Source organism: Aestuariimicrobium soli (genome assembly GCF_051192575.1).
Classification (GTDB): domain Bacteria; phylum Actinomycetota; class Actinomycetes; order Propionibacteriales; family Propionibacteriaceae; genus Aestuariimicrobium; species Aestuariimicrobium soli.
Map to the genome: position 1 here is coordinate 159573 of NZ_JBPJSQ010000011.1, position 16207 is coordinate 175779.

Genomic DNA, 16207 nt, shown 5'->3' on the forward strand with positions numbered 1-16207 from the left:
CCATGCGCGAAGTTCTGGTGTTGAACGGTCCCAATCTCGGACGACTGGGTCGTCGCCAGCCCGAGATCTACGGCGCGACCACCCATGACGACCTCGCCGAGCACCTGGTCGAGACCGGCCGAGGGCTGGGCCTGCGGGTGGAGGTGCGCCAGACCGATGCCGAGCACGAGCTGATCGGCTGGTTGCACGAGGCCGCCGACTCGGGTGCCACCGTCGTGCTCAATGCGGGTGCCTGGACCCACTACTCACGGGCGGTCGCCGACGCCGCCGCCCTGGTGAGCGCCTATGTCGAGGTGCACATCTCGAACGTGCACGCGCGCGAGCCGTGGCGACACCACTCGGTGCTGTCCGAGAAGGCCGCCGGCATCATCGTCGGCTGCGGGCTCGGCGGGTACGACCTGGCGCTGGCGCACCTGGCCTCGCTCAGCGGTCAGGATCCTTCGGGGCTCAGCGGTCAGGGTCCTTCGGACCGGGGTCGCTGAACGACTCCCAGATCTCCTTGCACTCGGGGCAGACCGGGTACTTCTCGGGGTTGCGGTGCGGCACCCACACCTTGCCGCACAGCGCCACCACGGGGGTGCCCATCACCATCGCTTCGGTGAGCTTGGCCTTCGGCACGTAGTGCGAGAACCGCTCGTGGTCGCCCGGGTCGAACGACTCCTGGGTGCGTTCGTCGACGACCGTCTGGGATCCGGGGGCCAGCTGTTGACTCATGCCTGAGAGCATACCCAGCCCCCGACACTGGCAGGATGGTGCGAGTGACTGACCAGACCCCCACGATCGAGGAACCGCAGAGCCAACGAGCGCTCACCGTCGGGGTGCTGACCATCGTGTTCAGCGTCGCCTTCCAGGCGATTGCGGTCGCCACGGCCATGCCCGCCGCCGCCGAGGACCTCGGGCAGCTGAGCCTGTTCGCGTGGGCGTTCTCCCTGTTCGTGATCGGCATGAGCCTGTCGACGGTGCTCGGCGGACGAGCCAGCGACCGATTCGGGCCGATTCGTCCGGCGGCGCTCGGCGTCGTCGGTTTCGGGCTCGGGCTGGTGCTCGCCGCGTTGGCCCCCACCATGCTCGTGCTGGTCGGTGCCCGCTTCGTCCAAGGTCTGGGTGGCGGGCTGCTGAACGTCTCGCTGATGGTGATCGTCGCCCGGTTGTGGGACGAGCACCGGCGCGCGGTGCTGATGACCGCCTTCAGCTTCTGTTGGGTGCTGCCGGCCTTCGTCGGGCCGCCGATCGCCGCCTGGCTGACCCACCGCTGGAGCTGGCACGCCGTCTTCTGGAGCGTCCTGCCCGTGCTGGTGGTCGCGGGCCTGCTGTGCGTGGGTCCGCTGGCCCGCATGCGGTCGCAGTTGGAGCCACACCCCGAGCAGTCGGCGGTCGTGCCCATCTGGGCGGCCGTGCTGGTCTCGGTGGGGCTGGCCGGCCTTCAGGTCGGCGGTCAACGACTCGACTGGCTCGGCCTCGTGGTGGCCGTGGCGGCCGGCATCGCCATCGCGGCCTGCATCCGCCCCCTGATGGCGCCGGGCTTTCTCAGACTGGCGCCCGGCATCGCCGCGGTCTCGTGGACGCGCCTGCTGCAGGCCGGCACCTTCTTCGCCGCCGAGTCGTTCCTGCCGCTCGCCCTGGTGCAACTGCGCGGCCTCAGCCTGTTCCAGGCCGGCCTGGCGCTCACCATCGGCTCGATCGGCTGGACTCTGGGTTCCTGGCTGCAGTCGCGCGCCTGGATCAAGCTGCGCCGCGACCAGTTCATCCAGGTGGGCACGGCCTGCCACGTGGTGGGACTGGCCCTGGTCAGCCTGGCCGTGGGGCTCCACTGGCCCCTGGCCCTGATCGCCACCGGCTGGACGATCGCCGGGTTGGGCATGGGATTGGCGACCTCGTCGGGCACGCTCGCCGTGATGCAGCTGTCGCCGCCGGCCCGGCTGGGGCGCAACACGTCGTCGCTGCAGGTCAGTGAGTCGATCGGCAACGCCCTGCTCGTCGGCCTGGCCGGCACGCTGTTCGCGGGCTTGCGGACGAGCCACCTGCCGGTCACCGTGTTCGCCGCCGTGTTCGGGGTGATGGCGATCGGTGCGCTCGCGTCGCTGGGAACCAGCCTGCGGATCGGCCCGGTGCGCAATGCCACCTCGGGTGTCGGCTGAGCCCTCTCGGACGCCAGACGACAGGCTCAGCGCGAGCTGGCGCCCACCGGCCTGCCCGACTCCTGGTGGTCGGGATGGATCGACCTCGTCTCGGATCGGGTGTGGCGCCGCGGCAGCAGCTCGTCCGGGTGCAGTCGGGGGAGCATCTTGACGATCGCCATCGACAGGAACATCACGGTGTTGATCGACACGAAGGTCGACAACACCCCGAACCAGACCGAGTCGAGAATCTCCTGGGGCAGCAGAATGCCCAGGGGAATCAAGAGCGGGGGAATCAAGAGCGGGTGGATCAGGAACGGGGGAATCATGAGTGGTCTCCTCCCACGACGCTGACGCGTCCGTCGTCCGTGCGGTGCACGTGTTGCCAGGTGGCCTTGCGCCCGAGGGCGATGTCGCAGATGCCCTTGAGGAAGACCGTGTTCAGGAACGCCGAGTACCACAGCTCCGGGAACACGAGCACGGCCACCAGCCGGGCGCGCCAGCCGCCGCGCCAGGCGGTGACGGTGCGTTCGACCGAGAACAGCAGCCCCACCAACACCCAGAACGGGAACCAGACGAAGGTGTCCATCGACACCAGCATCAGCGCCATCAGCGCGAAGTAGCTGAACAGGGCCACGACGCCGTACCCGAGGCCGAACTGCTGGGCCCAGTACCGGAAGGTCTGCGGGGTGAGACCGTAGGCGCCGATGTTCTCCAGGGCGCCCCGCTGCCAGCGCAGCCGCTGCGCCCACAGCGCGCGGTAGGTCGGCATCACCTCGGTGACCACTCCGCACTCCGCCGGCGAGATCATCAGGGCGCCCAGCGACTTCAGGGCGATGGTCAGCTCGTTGTCCTCGGTGAGGGCAGCGGTGTCGTAGACGTCGCCGGACCGCCCCGGCAGCAGCGAACCGCGGCTGGCGGCGACGGTGCGCAGCGCGCGGGGTCGGAAGACCGAAGCCGTGCCGGTGAGCACGTACACGCGGCCGCGCCGCCGTTGGATCTCGCGGCTGTAGCGGGTGAACTCGTTGCGCTGGTACTGCCCGATCCACCCCGAGCCGGGCTCACCGAAGAACAGCCCACCGACGGCCATCAGGGCCCGGTCGGCGGTCATGCGTCGCTTGGCCTCGGCGAGGTAGCCGGGCACCAGCACGGTGTCGGCGTCCATGATCATCACCGCGTCGTTCTCGCCCTGGTCGGGCAGCACCCGGGCCAGCGCCTGGTTGAGCCCGCCGGCCTTCTTGTGCTGGTTCGCGACGGTCTCGATGACCTCGACGCCCGCCGCGCGCGCCAGCTCGACCGTGCGGTCGGTGCAGTTGTCGGCGACCACGATGATCCGCTCCGGCGGACTCTGTTGGGCCCGCAGCGAGGCGAGGGTGTCGGCGATCCGCTCCTGCTCGTTGTGCGCCGGGATCAGCACGGTCACCGTCACCTCGCCGTGGAAGACGCCGCGGGTGTCGTCCATCACCGGACGAGGCGCCAGCGGCAGCGTCTCGGGCTGCAGTGACCGGCGGTACCGGGTGGCGATGACGCCCTCGACGATGGCGACGATGGCGCCGGCCAGCAGCGCGATCGCGATCGCGGCGAGGATCACCCCCACCGCGGGGGCCTGGTTGGCGTAGAAGATGCGCCAGATGCCGAACAGCAGGCGGCTGTCGGGTGCCTCCCGCAGCGTGGGGCTCGACAGGGCGAGACCGATCCACACCAGGGCGCCGACCGCCAGGGCGATGCCGATCACGACGAGACCGACGCCGCGGTTCATCAGGTTGCGGGTCATCCGATGGTGTGGGGGGCGGCTTCGGTTCATGGGGCTTCCTGGGCGGGAACGGTGACGGGTGACGAGGGGGAGGCCGGCCGGGTCAGCCACTGCTCCATGAAGTCGGACTCGGGGACGGGTCGTCCGATCAGGTAGCCCTGGGCGTGGTCGACCCCGAGCTGGCGCACGGTCTCGAGCGTTGCCTGCTGGTCGACGAACTCGGCGACGGTCTGCTTGCCGAGGTCTTTGGCCACCCCGACGATCGAGCGCACCACCGACTGGTCGATGCGCGAGGAGTGCACGTTGGACACGAACTCGCCGTCGATCTTGATCAGGTCGAGGTCCAAGTGCTTGAGGTAGTAGTACGAGCCGAAGCCGGCGCCGAAGTCGTCCAGGGCGAAGCGCACCCCGCGCCCGGCGATCCGGCGGGCGAAGTCGCGGGCGACCTCGACGTCGGCGACGGCCGCGGTCTCGGTCACCTCGAGGATGAGCGCGCACGGGTCGACGCCGGTGCGATCCAGCGCCTCGTCGAGGGCGGCCTCGAGGCGGGGGGCACCCAACGACTGGGCGCTCACGTTGACCTCGAGCACGAAGGTGGGGTCGACGGCCCGCAGTCGAGCCAGCATCTCGGTGGCCCGCCGGATCACCCAGGCGTCGACGTCGGCCGACATGCCGGCCTTCTCGACGATGTACATGAACCGGCCGGGCAGCACGGGTTCGATGGCGTCGGTCAGGCGCAGCAGCGCCTCGGCGGTGGTCACCCGATTGGTGGCCAGGTGCAGGATCGGCTGCAGGTGCAGGTCGAAGTCGTCGTTCTCGAGGGCCCGCTCGATGCGGGAACGCCACGCCATCCGGGCACCCGTGCGGGGTTGACGGGTATGGCTGTCGTCGAGCACGGCGATCTGGTTGCGGCCGGCCTCCTTGGCGTCGTACATCATCATGTCGGCGAGCGCGAAGGGCTCCGAGGAGAGTTTCTCGGCGGCCGCGAAGGTGACGACCCCGGCGCTGGCGCTGACCCGGCGGTGCACCCCGTCGAGGGTCGACGACCACTCGCCGATGCTGCCGACGATCCGGTTGGCGACCTCGGCCGCCTCCGCGTCGTCGGCGCGCGGCAGCAGCACGGCGAACTCGTCGCCCCCGATGCGGGCCACCAGGTCGGTGGTGCGCATGCTCCGGCGCAGCAACTGGGCGGCCGTGACGATCACCTCGTCGCCGGCGTTGTGGCCGAGGGTGTCGTTGACGTCCTTGAAGTTGTCGAGGTCGAGCAGCACCAACGCCCCGGACGGCCCGTAGCGCTCGCACTGGTCGAGGTGCTCGGCCAGCGCCCGATCGAAACGCCGCCGGTTCGCGAGGCCCGTGAGGGCGTCGTGCTCGGCCATGTGCGCGAGCCGCTCCTCGTAGCGGTGGCGGTCGGAGATGTCGACGAGGTTGACCAGGGCGACGTCTCGTCCGTCGTCGTACTCCGGCAGCATGCGGGCGCTGAACGAGGTGTAGATCGGCTCGGCACCCTCGTCGCGAATCGTCCATTCACCCCGGACGAGTTGCCCCGGGTTGGCCATCGCCGAAGCCAACTGCCACTGCAGGTGCTCGGCCTGGTCGTCGGGCAGGTCGCTGACGTGGCTGCCGATCAGGTCCTGCGGGTTCGAGCGGAACATCGACGCGAAGGCGGCATTGGTGCGCAGCACGGTGCCGTCGGGGGAGAGCAACACGTTGCTGTGGGGGGCGTCGACGAACAACCGCTCGGCCGCCTCGGCCTTGGCGCTGGCGACGGCCATCGATTCGTTCAAGGAGGTCACCAGGGCGCGGCGCTCGCCGGTGGCGATCGAGACCAGGGTGGCCAGCGAGGTCGCCATCAGGATGTAGCCGTCGATCGCGATGGTGCGCACCGACGGGTCGAGCACCATGGTGAACGGGCCGGGCACGTTGCGGCGGGCGAAGAAGTAGACGCTCAGACCCATGCCCACGCCGTGCAGGGCGGCGGCGGCCTGCGGCAGGCGCAGGCCCGACCAGACCACGAGCACGAGGGTGGCGTAGCCGATGGGCAACGTGCTGCCCGAGCCGAACACGGCCCACTGGGCCAAGGCCGACAACACCAGCACGGTGATGGTCTCCGCAGGCGAGGGCCACGGGCTGGTGCCGACGACCGCCCGGTGGCCACGGCGCCCCAGCACGGCCCAGCGCACGGCCAGGGTGGGCCCGATCAGCCCGACGCAGGTGGTCAGGGCGTCGACCACCCAGACGACCACGTCGCCCGGACGAAACCCGTGGTCGGGGTCGGCCAGGAAGGCGAGCGTGTGCACCGCGGCGCTCACCAGCGCACCTGGGAAGACGCCCAGGGCCAGTCGGGCGCAGTCCCGCAGGTTCAACAGCCGCGCCGGATCGGGACCGACCGAGGTGGCGGTCGGCTCGTCGATCAGGCGGCCACTCGCGAGTCGGGTGCGCCGGTTCTGCAGGCGGGCCACGACGTCGACGACGAGTCGGGCGACGACGGCCCCGCAGGCCACGGCCAACCCCGAGAGGGTGGCGGTGGCGAGGGAGTCACCGAGCGCGTGGGTGCCGAGCAGGGTGGTCAGACCGCCCACCAGTGGGGCCGCCACCCGTTCCCCGACCGAGCGCGCCACCAGCGTCCACAACATCGTCGCGGCCAGCAGCGGAGCCTCGGGAACATGGGTCTTCGTGCCCAGCAGGAACCACGACACCAGGAAGGCAGCGGCCACGGCACACAGCATGACCACGCAACGGCGGAACACCGACATGCTGACCTTCCCGTGTCGTCGGCATGTCCCCACCCCCGGGGTACCTGCTGGATCTGGCAACGCTGACAATGCAAACGTTCCCCCCGGGCACGAGCGTAGCGGCCCGGGGCGTCAAACCGAAAACGCCCGGTCGGTCGAACGAGGTGTCAGGTGAGGTAGGTGATCGTCAGGAAGAGGACGATCACGAAAACGACCACGAGGATGCCGGCAATGGTGGCGTAATAACCCCAGGAATGGCGTTCCTTGACGGGCGCCGGTTGGTATCGGCCGCGACCCAGGTACTGCTCGAGCATCGAGGCCGGGGTCTCATTGCGCGGGGCCACCGTGTTGAGGTCGTCGACCGAGCGGAAACTGCGGTGGGAACTCGACGCCCAGTCGCCGTCGCTCGACGGCAGCGGCGCGTTCGGCACCGCGTGGCCGGCCGTGGTGGGGGGCAGGGTCGCGCCTCGTCCGCCACCCTCCAGGGGCAGCGGCACGTAGGTGTCGCCGCCGGGCATCAGGTCGGCGATGGCGTCGAGGGCGGTGGCGAACTGCTCCGCAGACTGCGGACGACGGCTGGGGTCGGGGGAGAGCGCATCGGCGAGCAGCGCGTCGAGTTCCAGCGGCGCACCGATCCGGTCGGAGACCGGCGGCGGACCGATGGCGGGGTTGCGGCCGAGCAGGTCTTCCAGGGTGCGGATGGGGAAAGGTGCGTGGCCGGTCAGCAGGGAATAGGTGACGGCGGCCATCGAATAGATGTCACTGCGGTGGTCGAGCGGAGCGCCGGTGGCCTGCTCGATCGCCATGAACGCCGGGGTGCCCGCGGTGGTGGACGCCCCGAACTTGTCGACCAGCGATTCCGAGACCCCCAGGTCGGCCAGCATCACGCGCACGCCGGCCGCGGAATGCGTGAGCAGCACGTTGCCCGGGGTGACGTCGCGGTGGATCTGGTTGTGGCGGTGCAGCACCTCGAGCGCCCGCGAGGCCTCCGCGCACAGGCGCAGGGCTCGTCCGGGGGTGGTCAGGTGCTTGCGAAGGTTGTCCATGGTGCCGCCGTCGGCATAGTCCATGACGAAGTACGGCAGGCCGTCGGGGGTGTCGCCGATGTCGTAGACGCGCACGATGCGTTCGTCACGAATGCGGCGCAGCAAGCGGGCCTCGGCGACGAATCGGCGGCGCACATCGGCGTTCTGGGCCCAGTTCGCCGACAACACCTTGATGGCGACGGGAACGTCGAGATCGTCGTCGTGACCCTTGTAGACGGTCGCGAAAGACCCAGCGCCAATGCGCTGCGTCAGACGGTAGCGACCGATCCTGTCCATACGCCTTCCCGGGAAAGTGCTTGCAGTGTGCAGTCTGCCCGGCTGATCTGAGAAGACCGTGAGAGGAGCCTGTCTGTCGAGACGGTATCGTCTGCGGCCCCGCGCCGGAAGACCGGGCTTGGGACGAGCGGGTGGGGTGGGACGGTTCCCTAGACTGGTGGGGTGAACGAGACTGCAGGCGCCAACCCCGACGCTCAGCGTCCCTCGACGGGCCCCGGGGCGTCGCTTCCCCCCATGGGCTGGTACCCCGACCCGACCGATCCCGCCCAGGAGCGCTACTGGGAGGGCACCCGCTGGACCCACAACGTGCGCGATCCCCAGCCGGACGAGCGGTGGTCGGCGGGGTTGGGACGACCGGCCGCTCCCGTGGGCGACGCCCAGGCGCAGACCCCGCAGCAGTCGGCGGCAGGCCAGTCGCCCCACGCTGTCGGGCGGGCGCAGGGACCGGGGCACCCGACCCGGGGCCAGAACTCGCTGGCCCTGATCAGGCCTGTCACCGATGACGGTGTGCCGCTGGCGAGCTTCGGCCAGCGGCTGCTGGCCCGACTGCTCGACGGCATCGCGGTGTCGGCGATCGCGATCCCGTTGGCGTGGCCGTGGGTGCGCCGCTACGTCGACATCGTGTCCGCGGAGGCTTCCAAGGGAGTCATTCCCAACCAGCTCGAACTGGCCGAGAAGATCCAGGGGCCGGTGGCCGCCATCGCCCTGATCTGGGTGGCGGTGATGTTCGCCTACCAGTTGCTGATGGTCGGGCTCACGTCGCGCACGCTGGGCAAGCTGGCGTTGGGGTTGCGCATCGTCCCGGTCGGACGCGGGCACCAGCGCATCGGTTGGGGGTCGGCGCTGCTGCGGGCCCTCACGGTCGGCGGCACCGCCTTGGTGGACATCTCGATCGGTGTCGCGACGCTGATCGCCTGCCTGTGGTCGCTGCAGAAACCCCGATGCCAGGCGCTGCAGGATCGGTTTGCGCGCACGCAGGTCGTCAGCACGTCCTAGGCTGGTCGGCGTGCCACTGGACAATGCTGCCCTCGACGATCTGGCCGCCCACTTCGGTATCGCCACCGAGTTCTGGGACTGGAAGGGACGACACACCCAGATCAGCGATTCCGCCGTCGTCACCATTCTCGGTGCCCTCGGGGTGGACGCCTCCACTCCCGAGCAGGCCGCCGCGGCCGCGGACGAGGTCAGGCAACGTCCGTGGCGACGGGCCCTGCCGCCGTGCGTCGTCGTCGAGCAGGGCCAGACCCGCGTCGTCGACGTGCACGTTCCCGGGGGCAGCGGGGCCGGCGTCAGCGTCCGCACGGAAGACGGTCGGCTGATCCCGCTCGGGCAGGTCACCAACGACCAGCCCGACCGCGAGGTCGACGGGGTGTGGACCGGCGAGGCCAGTTTCATGCTGCCCGCCGACCTGCCGCTGGGCTACCACCGGCTGGTGCTGTTCAACGAGGGCCGCGAGCACGAGTCGGCGCTGATCGTCACCCCGACCTTCGTCGGCTTCCCCCGCAGCCTCGGTGACAAGCGGGTGTGGGGTTATGCCACGCAGTTGTACAGCGTGCGCTCGTCGCGCTCGTGGGGGGTCGGCGATCTGGTTGACCTGGCCGATCTGGGCACCTGGGCGCGCACGCAGACCTACGCCGACTACGTGCTGGTGAATCCGCTGCACGCGGCCCAGCCGGTTGCCCCCATGGAGCCCTCGCCGTACCTGCCGTCGAGCCGCACCTACATCAACCCGATCTACCTGCGCCCCGAGGCGATTCCCGAGTTCGCCGGCGTGGACGACGCCACTCGCGACCAGATCGAGTCCCTGCGGGCCGACCTGGTCGCCGAGGTCGGTGGTGCCGACCAGATCATGCGCAACGAGGCGATGTCGGCCAAGCTGCGCGCCCTCGAGATCCTCTACGAGGTGGGTCTGCCGCCCGCCCGTCAGATGGCCTTCGAGGGGTTCCTGCGCCGCGAGGGCCGATCCCTGCGCGACTTCGCCGTGTGGTCGGCGCTCTACGAGGTGCACGGCCCCGACTGGCGGCAGTGGCCCGAGGAGTTGCGTCGTCCGACGTCGCCGGAGGTGGCCGCGTTCGCCCGCGAGCACGCCGACCGGGTGCGGTTCTTCGAGTGGCTGCAGTGGAACTGTGAGCACCAGGTCTCGCTGGCCCACCAGTCCGCCAAGGACGCCGGCATGGCGCTCGGGCTCATCCAGGACCTCGCGGTCGGTGTCAGCGCCGCCGGTGCCGACACCTGGCGGCTCGCCGACGTGTTCGCGCAGGGGGTCACGGTGGGGGCCCCGCCCGATCAGTTCAACCAGTCGGGTCAGGACTGGGGGCAGCCGCCGTGGCGACCCGATCGCCTCGCCGACCTCGCCTACGCGCCCTTCCGCGAACTGGTGGCCGGCATCCTGCGGCACGCCGGCGGGGTGCGCATCGACCACATCATCGGCCTGTTCCGGTTGTGGTGGGTTCCGCAGGGTGGGTCGCCGAAGGACGGCGCCTACGTGCGCTACGACCACGAGGCGCTGATCGGCATTCTGGCGCTCGAGGCCTACCGGGCCGGTGCGCTGGTGATCGGGGAGGACCTCGGCACCGTGGAACCCTGGGTGCGCGACTACCTGTCCCGGCGCGGTCTGCTGGGCACGTCCGTGCTGTGGTTCGAGAACCACGACGACGGCAGCCCCCTGTCGCCCCAGGAGTGGCGTGAGTACTGCCTCGCCTCGGTGACCACCCACGACCTGCCGCCCACCACCGGCTACCTGGCCGGCGACCACGTGCGCCTGCGCCACGAGTTGGGTCTACTCACCGAGTCGCTGGACGACGAACTCGCCCACAACGAGGACGAGCAGCGGCGCCTGCTGAGCTACCTGCATGATCTGGGGTTGATCCGGCCCGAGGAGGGCATCGACGACGTCGAGGCCACCGTGCTGGGCATGCACCGCTTCCTGCTGGACACCCCGGCGCGGGTGCTCAACGTAGCGCTCACCGATGCGGTCGGCGATCGGCTCACGCAGAACCAGCCGGGCACCATCGACGAGTACCCCAACTGGCGGGTGCCGCTGTCGGGGCCCGACGGCGAGCCGATGCTGCTCGAGGACGTGTACTGCTCCGAGCGCGCCATGCGCGTGGCGGCCGTGCTGAACGGTTTCCACGCCGTGCCCGCACCCTGGGGGCCGCGCTGACCTCCTCACCTGCCCCGTGGCAGCGCATGCTCGCCGGAGCGGGTCTGTTGTCGTCCGACGGCAGTGTGCGGCAGACGATCTTCGCCGAGATGTCGGCGCTGGCGGCACGCACCGGCGCGGTGAACCTGGGGCAGGGCGCCCCGGACTACCAGGGCCCCGACGAGGTGTTGGAGGCGGCCCGCGAGGCCATCGCCGCCGGGCTCAACCAGTACCCGCCGGGCATCGGCTCGGCCACCTTGAGGGTCGCGATCGCCGAGCACCAGCGCACCTGGTACGGCCTCGAGCTCGACCCCGAGACCCAGATCGCTGTCACCGCGGGGGCCACGGAGGCCCTGGCCGCGGCCCTGCTCGCCCACGTGCGTGAGGGTGACGAGGTCGTCTGCTTCTCACCGACCTACGACGCCTACGCCGCCGTCGTGGCGCACGCCGGGGGAGTGCTGGTGCCGGTGCCGTTGCGGTTTCCGACCTGGCAACCCGACCCGGACGAGCTGCGGTCCGCCGTCACCGATCGCACGCGCATCATTCTCGTGAACACCCCGCACAATCCCACCGGCACGGTGTTCGACCGCGACCTGCTCTCGCTGGTGGTCGAACTCGCGCACCGCCACGACGCCCTGATCGTCACCGACGAGGTCTATGAGCATCTCGTGATGGTCGGCGAGCATGTGCCGGTGGCGTGTCTGCCGGGGGCCTTCGAGCGGACGATCACCATCTCCAGTGGCGGCAAGACCTTCTCGGTGACCGGCTGGAAGGTGGGCTGGGTGTCCGGCCCGGCGCAGCTGGTGACGGCCGTCGTCGCGGTGAAGCAGTACCTGAGTTTCTCCGGTGGCGCGCCGTTCCAGCCGGCCGTGGCGCTGGGACTTGGTCTGCCCCGGGAGCGCTTCGCACAGTCGGTGCGCGAGCTGACGGCACGTCGGGACCTGCTCTGTCGGGCGCTCACCGAGGCCGGTTTCGACGTGGCGGTGCCTGCCGCCGGCTACTTCGCGGTTGCCGACATCGGTGCGCGCGCGGGCGGCGACGGCGACGCCTTCTGCCGAGACCTGCCGCACCGGGCCGGCGTGGTGGCGGTGCCGGTGACGGCCTTCGTCCAACCGGACGAGCGGCCGCGAGTGCGGGGGCTCGTCCGATTCGCCTTCTGCAAGACCGACGCCGCCCTGGCCGAAGGGGCGCGTCGGTTGGCGACGCTGCGGGCGGGGTGGTGATGGCCCGCAACCCCATGGTCGCCACCCTGCTGCACCTGCGCGGGAACGGCCGGGCCGCGATCTACACCGAGCCCATGTGGGGGCTGTCGGTGCAGTTGGTGTTGCCGTACGCGTCGGTCTACATGCTGGCGCTGGGCGTGCACGACACCCAGATCGGGTTGTTGGCGACCGTCTCGATGCTGTCGCAGATGGTGTTCGGGCTGCTCAGCGGGGTGATCACCGACAAGCTCGGACGACGCGTCACCACCGCCGTGTTCGACGTCATCGCGTGGGCGATCCCGTGCCTGATCTGGGCGCTGGCGCAGAACTTCTGGTGGTTCCTGGTGGCGTCGTTGGTCAACGGTGTCTGGCAGGTGACGCAGAACTCGTGGGACTGCCTGCTGGTCGAGGACGTGAATCGCGACCAGATTCCGCGCCTGTACACGTTGGTCAAGGTCGCGGCGGAGTTCTCGTCACTGTTCGCCCCGATCGCCGCCTGGCTGGTGGCCGACCGCGGGCTCGAGACGGCGGTGCGCATCCTGTACCTGAATGCCTTCGTGATCATGGCGATCAAGATCTGGCTGCTCTACCGATTCACGACCGAGACCGCCGTCGGACGACTGCGGATGGCCGAGACCCGGGGCACGAGCATCTGGCGGTCGCTGTGGGGTTACCGCAGCGTGCTGGGGCTCATCGTGCGGTCGAAGGGGACGCTGTTCTCGCTGACCATCGCCGCCCTGGTGTCGGCGGTGACGTTGATCACCGGCACGTTCTGGCAGGTGGTCATCAACCAGCGCTTCGGCGTGCGGGACGCGCTGTTGCCGTTCTTCCCGATGGCGCGCTCGTTGTTGTCGGTGCTGTTCTCGTTCACGCTGATTCCGCTGCTGACCCACGCCAAGCACCTGCGGCTGCCCACCGTGCTGGGGTTCGCGGTCTATCTGGCCGGGCAGGTCACGCTGGTGGTGGCGACCGTCGCCCTCCCTGCCACCGCAGCCCAGGGCGGGGCCACCCTCGCCACCTATCTGTGGTTGGCCGTCTGCCTGGTGCTGGACGCCTTCGGCGCCGGGATGCTGTTCATGCTCGCCGAGTCGCTGGTGGCCCTGCACGTCGACCGCACGGAGCGCTCGCGCGTGATGGCGATCCAGCGCACGGCCGTGATGCTGGTCACGGCTCCGTTCGGCTGGATCAGCGGCTGGCTGTCGAGTCTGGACCGGATTCTGCCGTTCGTGCTGACCTCGGCGCTGTTGGCGATCGGCCTCGTGGTGGCGGCGCGGTGGTGGGTGACCACCCACGAGGACGAGTCCGAGCCGGCGGTCGCGGCAGCCTGACTATCACTCCCGTCGGTGCAGACGGGGTTGGTGGTTCTCGGGGTTGAGGTTGATGGAGCCCAGATCGAGCCGTTCGCCGCGGAGTGCGGTGCGGCGGGGCGCCAACCGGTGAGGATGCACAGCCCGGGCGCGCTGAGCGCCATTCCGGTTGATGTCGGGGCGAGTGGTCGCCGGGCGAGCGACGGCTGGTCGGGAGATGGGCCGCCCCCAGGTGGTGATGAAGACCAGACCGTCGGGTCGGGTGGGGGTGCCCGTGATCACGAACCGCCCCCGGTGGTGCTCACGGTGGTGGTGGGGGCACAGGCTGATCAGGTTGTCGGGATCGGTGGGACCACCGTCTCGCCAATGCACCAGGTGATGGTTCTCGAGGAACCCGGTCGCGGCACAGCCGGGGTAACGGCAGCCACGGTCGCGGTCCTCGACGAGTCCACGGACGCGACGCGGCACGATGCGGCGGCTGCGTCCCATCCTGACGGGAGTGCCTTCGGTCTCCCACACCGGGGACACCCGTCCGTCGCAGCTCAAAAGTCGGGTGATGGTGTCGGGCAGGGCGCCGGTTCGTCCGAGCCAGCCGTGGCCCGCGGTGTCGAGGTGGACGAGGATGCGGTACTGGTCACGACGGCCCTCGCTGCTCACGCTCTCGAGGGATCGGCGGCAGGCTTCGAGCAGGCCATCGGCGAGGGTGGCGTCTGGGTTGCCGGCCGTGAACAGGGCGTCCTTGCCCTCGCGCAGGGCCTGGTCGACGAGGGCGCCGTCGGCGAGGTCACAGTCGTAGACGAGTCGGTACCGGTCCGCACCGCGGTGAACGGTCAGGGTCGCGGGGCGGTGTTCGGGCTTGTCGCGGGTTTCCTCGTGCGGGGCTCGGGTGCGGTCGAAGTGGTAGCTGGCGACGACGCGGGCCAATTGGGTGCAGGTGACCGCTTCGGCGAGGTGGGCCACCTGCTCCATCGTCTCCACCGGAGAATCGGCGGGCAGGTGTCGGGAGATCACGGCGGCCTGGTCCAGGCTGATCGTGCCCACCCTCATCCGATCCGTCACGGGCGCGAGGTCGGCGGCGCGTTCCGCGACCCGCACCAACTGCCGGGCCTGGGCGTGGCCCAGGTTGGTGTACACCTGCAGCCAATGCTCCGGCGACCGGACGCCGTCGCCCGCCCAACCGGACGAGGCGATCAACTCCTGAGTGAACGCCACCAGATCGGCCTGCACCTGGCACAGCTCCGCCGCCAACTCCGACGCCCGACTCGTGCGCGCAGCCCAGCGCTCACCGTGGTCAAGACCGGTCAAGTCCAGACCAGCCGCGCGCTCGAGTTCGTCCATGACCCCACGCTACGAACCGACTCTGACAATTTTCATGTCCGCACCCTGGCAACCAGGCGCGATGGCGGCAGCCGGATTGTTCAGGCAACCAGGGGTGATTGCTGAACGTGGGCAGTGCATGCCCCGAAATGTCAGATCGTCCGTCTAGTGTGTCGGCCATGACAGAGGAAGAGGGTCAGGGGAAAGACCTCACCGTGGCCAGGGCGGATTCACTCCACGAGACGGAGGCGAGTGGCGTCCAAGCCATGATCTACCAGGCGATCTCGGTGCAACGACCCGCTGTGCTGCAGTACTTGATGTCCCTGCGGAGGGACAAGCCTGAGGCCACTCCGAGCGAGATTCTCACTGAGCTCGAGAAGCGGTACGTGACCGCAGTCACCGTTGCCAGCACCGGCGTGGGGGCCTCCGCGGCCATCCCTGGTGTCGGAATCCCGCTGGCGCTCGGGCTCGGAGCCGCCGACCTCCTGTTCTTCTACGAAACGAGTGCACTGTTCGTGCTGGCCGTGACCGAACTGCATGGGATCGAGGTCACCGACGCGGCACGATCTCGACCGCTGGTGATCGGCATGCTCCTCGGGGAGAAGTCCCAGAGCGCCATCCAGAAGGTGGTGATGGGCGCGGCCGGAGCAGGCAACGTTGCGGCTGCGCGCGACACCGCCACAGCCATGCTCGAAGCGACACTGCCCAAGGGCTGGGGAGAGGCTCTCACCACTCAGGTGCCAGACACCGCCTTGGGCCCACTCGGCATCGTGATTGCGAAGCAGGGTCTGAAGGAGGGCGGCAAGCTGGGAGCGGGCACCTTGGGGAAGGCATTGCCGTTCGGTGTGGGTGCCGTGATCGGGGGCGTGGGCAGCTTCACGTTCGGACGCGATGTCGTCAAGGCCTCCCGGATTGCCTTCCCTGAGACTCCTGAGCAGTTCCCGCCGTCTCTCGCGAACTTCGAAAAGCCAGATCCGGATACCAGCGAACCGTCGCGGGCCAGCCAGGCGATGTCGATGGCCGCTCAGGGCGCCAGCGAGTTCGGCGGCAAGGTTCGCAGCAAGGCGGTCGAGGCCGTCAACGTGTTCCGATCGGTCGACCTGGACGCAGACGGTGTTCCGGACGAGGCCCGCGCCGTCACCGCGGCCAAGAAGACCGGTTCGGCCGTGAAGGGTGTGGCCGGCAAGGGGGTCGGTGCCGTCGGTTCAGTCCTGCGGCGCAAGGGCAAGAAGGCACGGGACGACGATGCCCCTGAGGGCGAAAGTCAGGTGGACGACGCTGCCGACGACGACGTCATGACCTGAGCCAATGG

General features: G+C 69.8%; 13 protein-coding genes. 7 read left to right on the plus strand and 6 right to left on the minus strand.

Annotation, left to right across the window (positions count from 1 at the left end; all coding sequences use genetic code 11):
• The first annotated feature begins 2 nt into the window (after positions 1-2).
• Positions 3-482, plus strand: coding sequence for a type II 3-dehydroquinate dehydratase (locus ACSDQ9_RS12880; RefSeq protein ID WP_435147641.1), 480 nt, complete (start codon positions 3-5; stop codon positions 480-482).
• On the opposite strand, the gene ACSDQ9_RS12885 is transcribed toward ACSDQ9_RS12880, so the two are convergent.
• A complete protein-coding gene (locus ACSDQ9_RS12885) occupies positions 448-714 on the minus strand; it encodes a DUF3039 domain-containing protein (protein WP_435147643.1) in 267 nt (88 codons plus the stop codon). The genes ACSDQ9_RS12880 and ACSDQ9_RS12885 overlap by 35 nt on opposite strands.
• Before the next feature lie 44 nt (positions 715-758).
• On the opposite strand from ACSDQ9_RS12885, the gene ACSDQ9_RS12890 reads away from it, so the two are divergent.
• On the plus strand, positions 759-2138 hold the full coding sequence (locus tag ACSDQ9_RS12890) for an MFS transporter (RefSeq protein ID WP_435147645.1): 1380 nt from the start codon (positions 759-761) through the stop codon (positions 2136-2138).
• A gap of 26 nt (positions 2139-2164) precedes the next feature.
• Here the strand turns inward: ACSDQ9_RS12890 and ACSDQ9_RS12895 are convergent, their stop codons facing one another.
• From ACSDQ9_RS12895 to ACSDQ9_RS12910, 4 genes are all read right to left on the minus strand, one after another.
• Complete coding sequence (locus ACSDQ9_RS12895; RefSeq protein ID WP_435147647.1) at positions 2165-2446, minus strand: hypothetical protein; 282 nt, start codon at positions 2444-2446, stop codon at positions 2165-2167.
• Positions 2443-3891 carry a glycosyltransferase family 2 protein gene (locus tag ACSDQ9_RS12900; RefSeq protein ID WP_435147649.1) on the minus strand — a complete coding sequence of 483 codons (1449 nt, stop codon included), beginning with the start codon at positions 3889-3891 and terminating at the stop codon, positions 2443-2445. The genes ACSDQ9_RS12895 and ACSDQ9_RS12900 overlap by 4 nt, the downstream gene beginning before the upstream one ends.
• A gap of 26 nt (positions 3892-3917) precedes the next feature.
• Complete coding sequence (locus ACSDQ9_RS12905; protein ID WP_435147651.1) at positions 3918-6587, minus strand: putative bifunctional diguanylate cyclase/phosphodiesterase; 2670 nt, start codon at positions 6585-6587, stop codon at positions 3918-3920.
• Positions 6588-6772: 185 nt separating this feature from the next.
• Complete coding sequence (locus ACSDQ9_RS12910; protein ID WP_435147653.1) at positions 6773-7927, minus strand: serine/threonine-protein kinase; 1155 nt, start codon at positions 7925-7927, stop codon at positions 6773-6775.
• A gap of 162 nt (positions 7928-8089) precedes the next feature.
• On the opposite strand from ACSDQ9_RS12910, the gene ACSDQ9_RS12915 reads away from it, so the two are divergent.
• The 4 genes from ACSDQ9_RS12915 to ACSDQ9_RS12930 are packed head-to-tail and all read left to right on the plus strand — an operon-like array spanning position 8090 to position 13599.
• Positions 8090-8923 carry an RDD family protein gene (locus ACSDQ9_RS12915; RefSeq protein WP_435147655.1) on the plus strand — a complete coding sequence of 278 codons (834 nt, stop codon included), beginning with the start codon at positions 8090-8092 and terminating at the stop codon, positions 8921-8923.
• A gap of 10 nt (positions 8924-8933) precedes the next feature.
• Entirely contained in the window at positions 8934-11090 is a 2157-nt protein-coding gene (gene malQ / locus ACSDQ9_RS12920) for a 4-alpha-glucanotransferase (RefSeq protein WP_435147657.1), read from the plus strand.
• 26 nt (positions 11091-11116) lie between these two features.
• Positions 11117-12292, plus strand: a complete 1176-nt coding sequence (locus ACSDQ9_RS12925) for an aminotransferase class I/II-fold pyridoxal phosphate-dependent enzyme (RefSeq protein WP_435147659.1) — start codon at positions 11117-11119, stop codon at positions 12290-12292.
• A complete protein-coding gene (locus tag ACSDQ9_RS12930) occupies positions 12292-13599 on the plus strand; it encodes an MFS transporter (RefSeq protein WP_435147661.1) in 1308 nt (435 codons plus the stop codon). The genes ACSDQ9_RS12925 and ACSDQ9_RS12930 overlap by 1 nt, the downstream gene beginning before the upstream one ends.
• A gap of 3 nt (positions 13600-13602) precedes the next feature.
• On the opposite strand, the gene ACSDQ9_RS12935 is transcribed toward ACSDQ9_RS12930, so the two are convergent.
• Complete coding sequence (locus ACSDQ9_RS12935) at positions 13603-14916, minus strand: HNH endonuclease signature motif containing protein (RefSeq protein ID WP_435147663.1); 1314 nt, start codon at positions 14914-14916, stop codon at positions 13603-13605.
• A 158-nt stretch (positions 14917-15074) separates the two neighbouring features.
• Between ACSDQ9_RS12935 and ACSDQ9_RS12940 the strand changes: the two genes are divergently transcribed.
• The gene (locus tag ACSDQ9_RS12940) at positions 15075-16199 is read left to right on the plus strand and encodes a hypothetical protein (RefSeq protein ID WP_435147665.1); all 1125 of its coding nucleotides are present in this window, start codon (positions 15075-15077) and stop codon (positions 16197-16199) included.
• Positions 16200-16207: the final 8 nt, after the last annotated feature.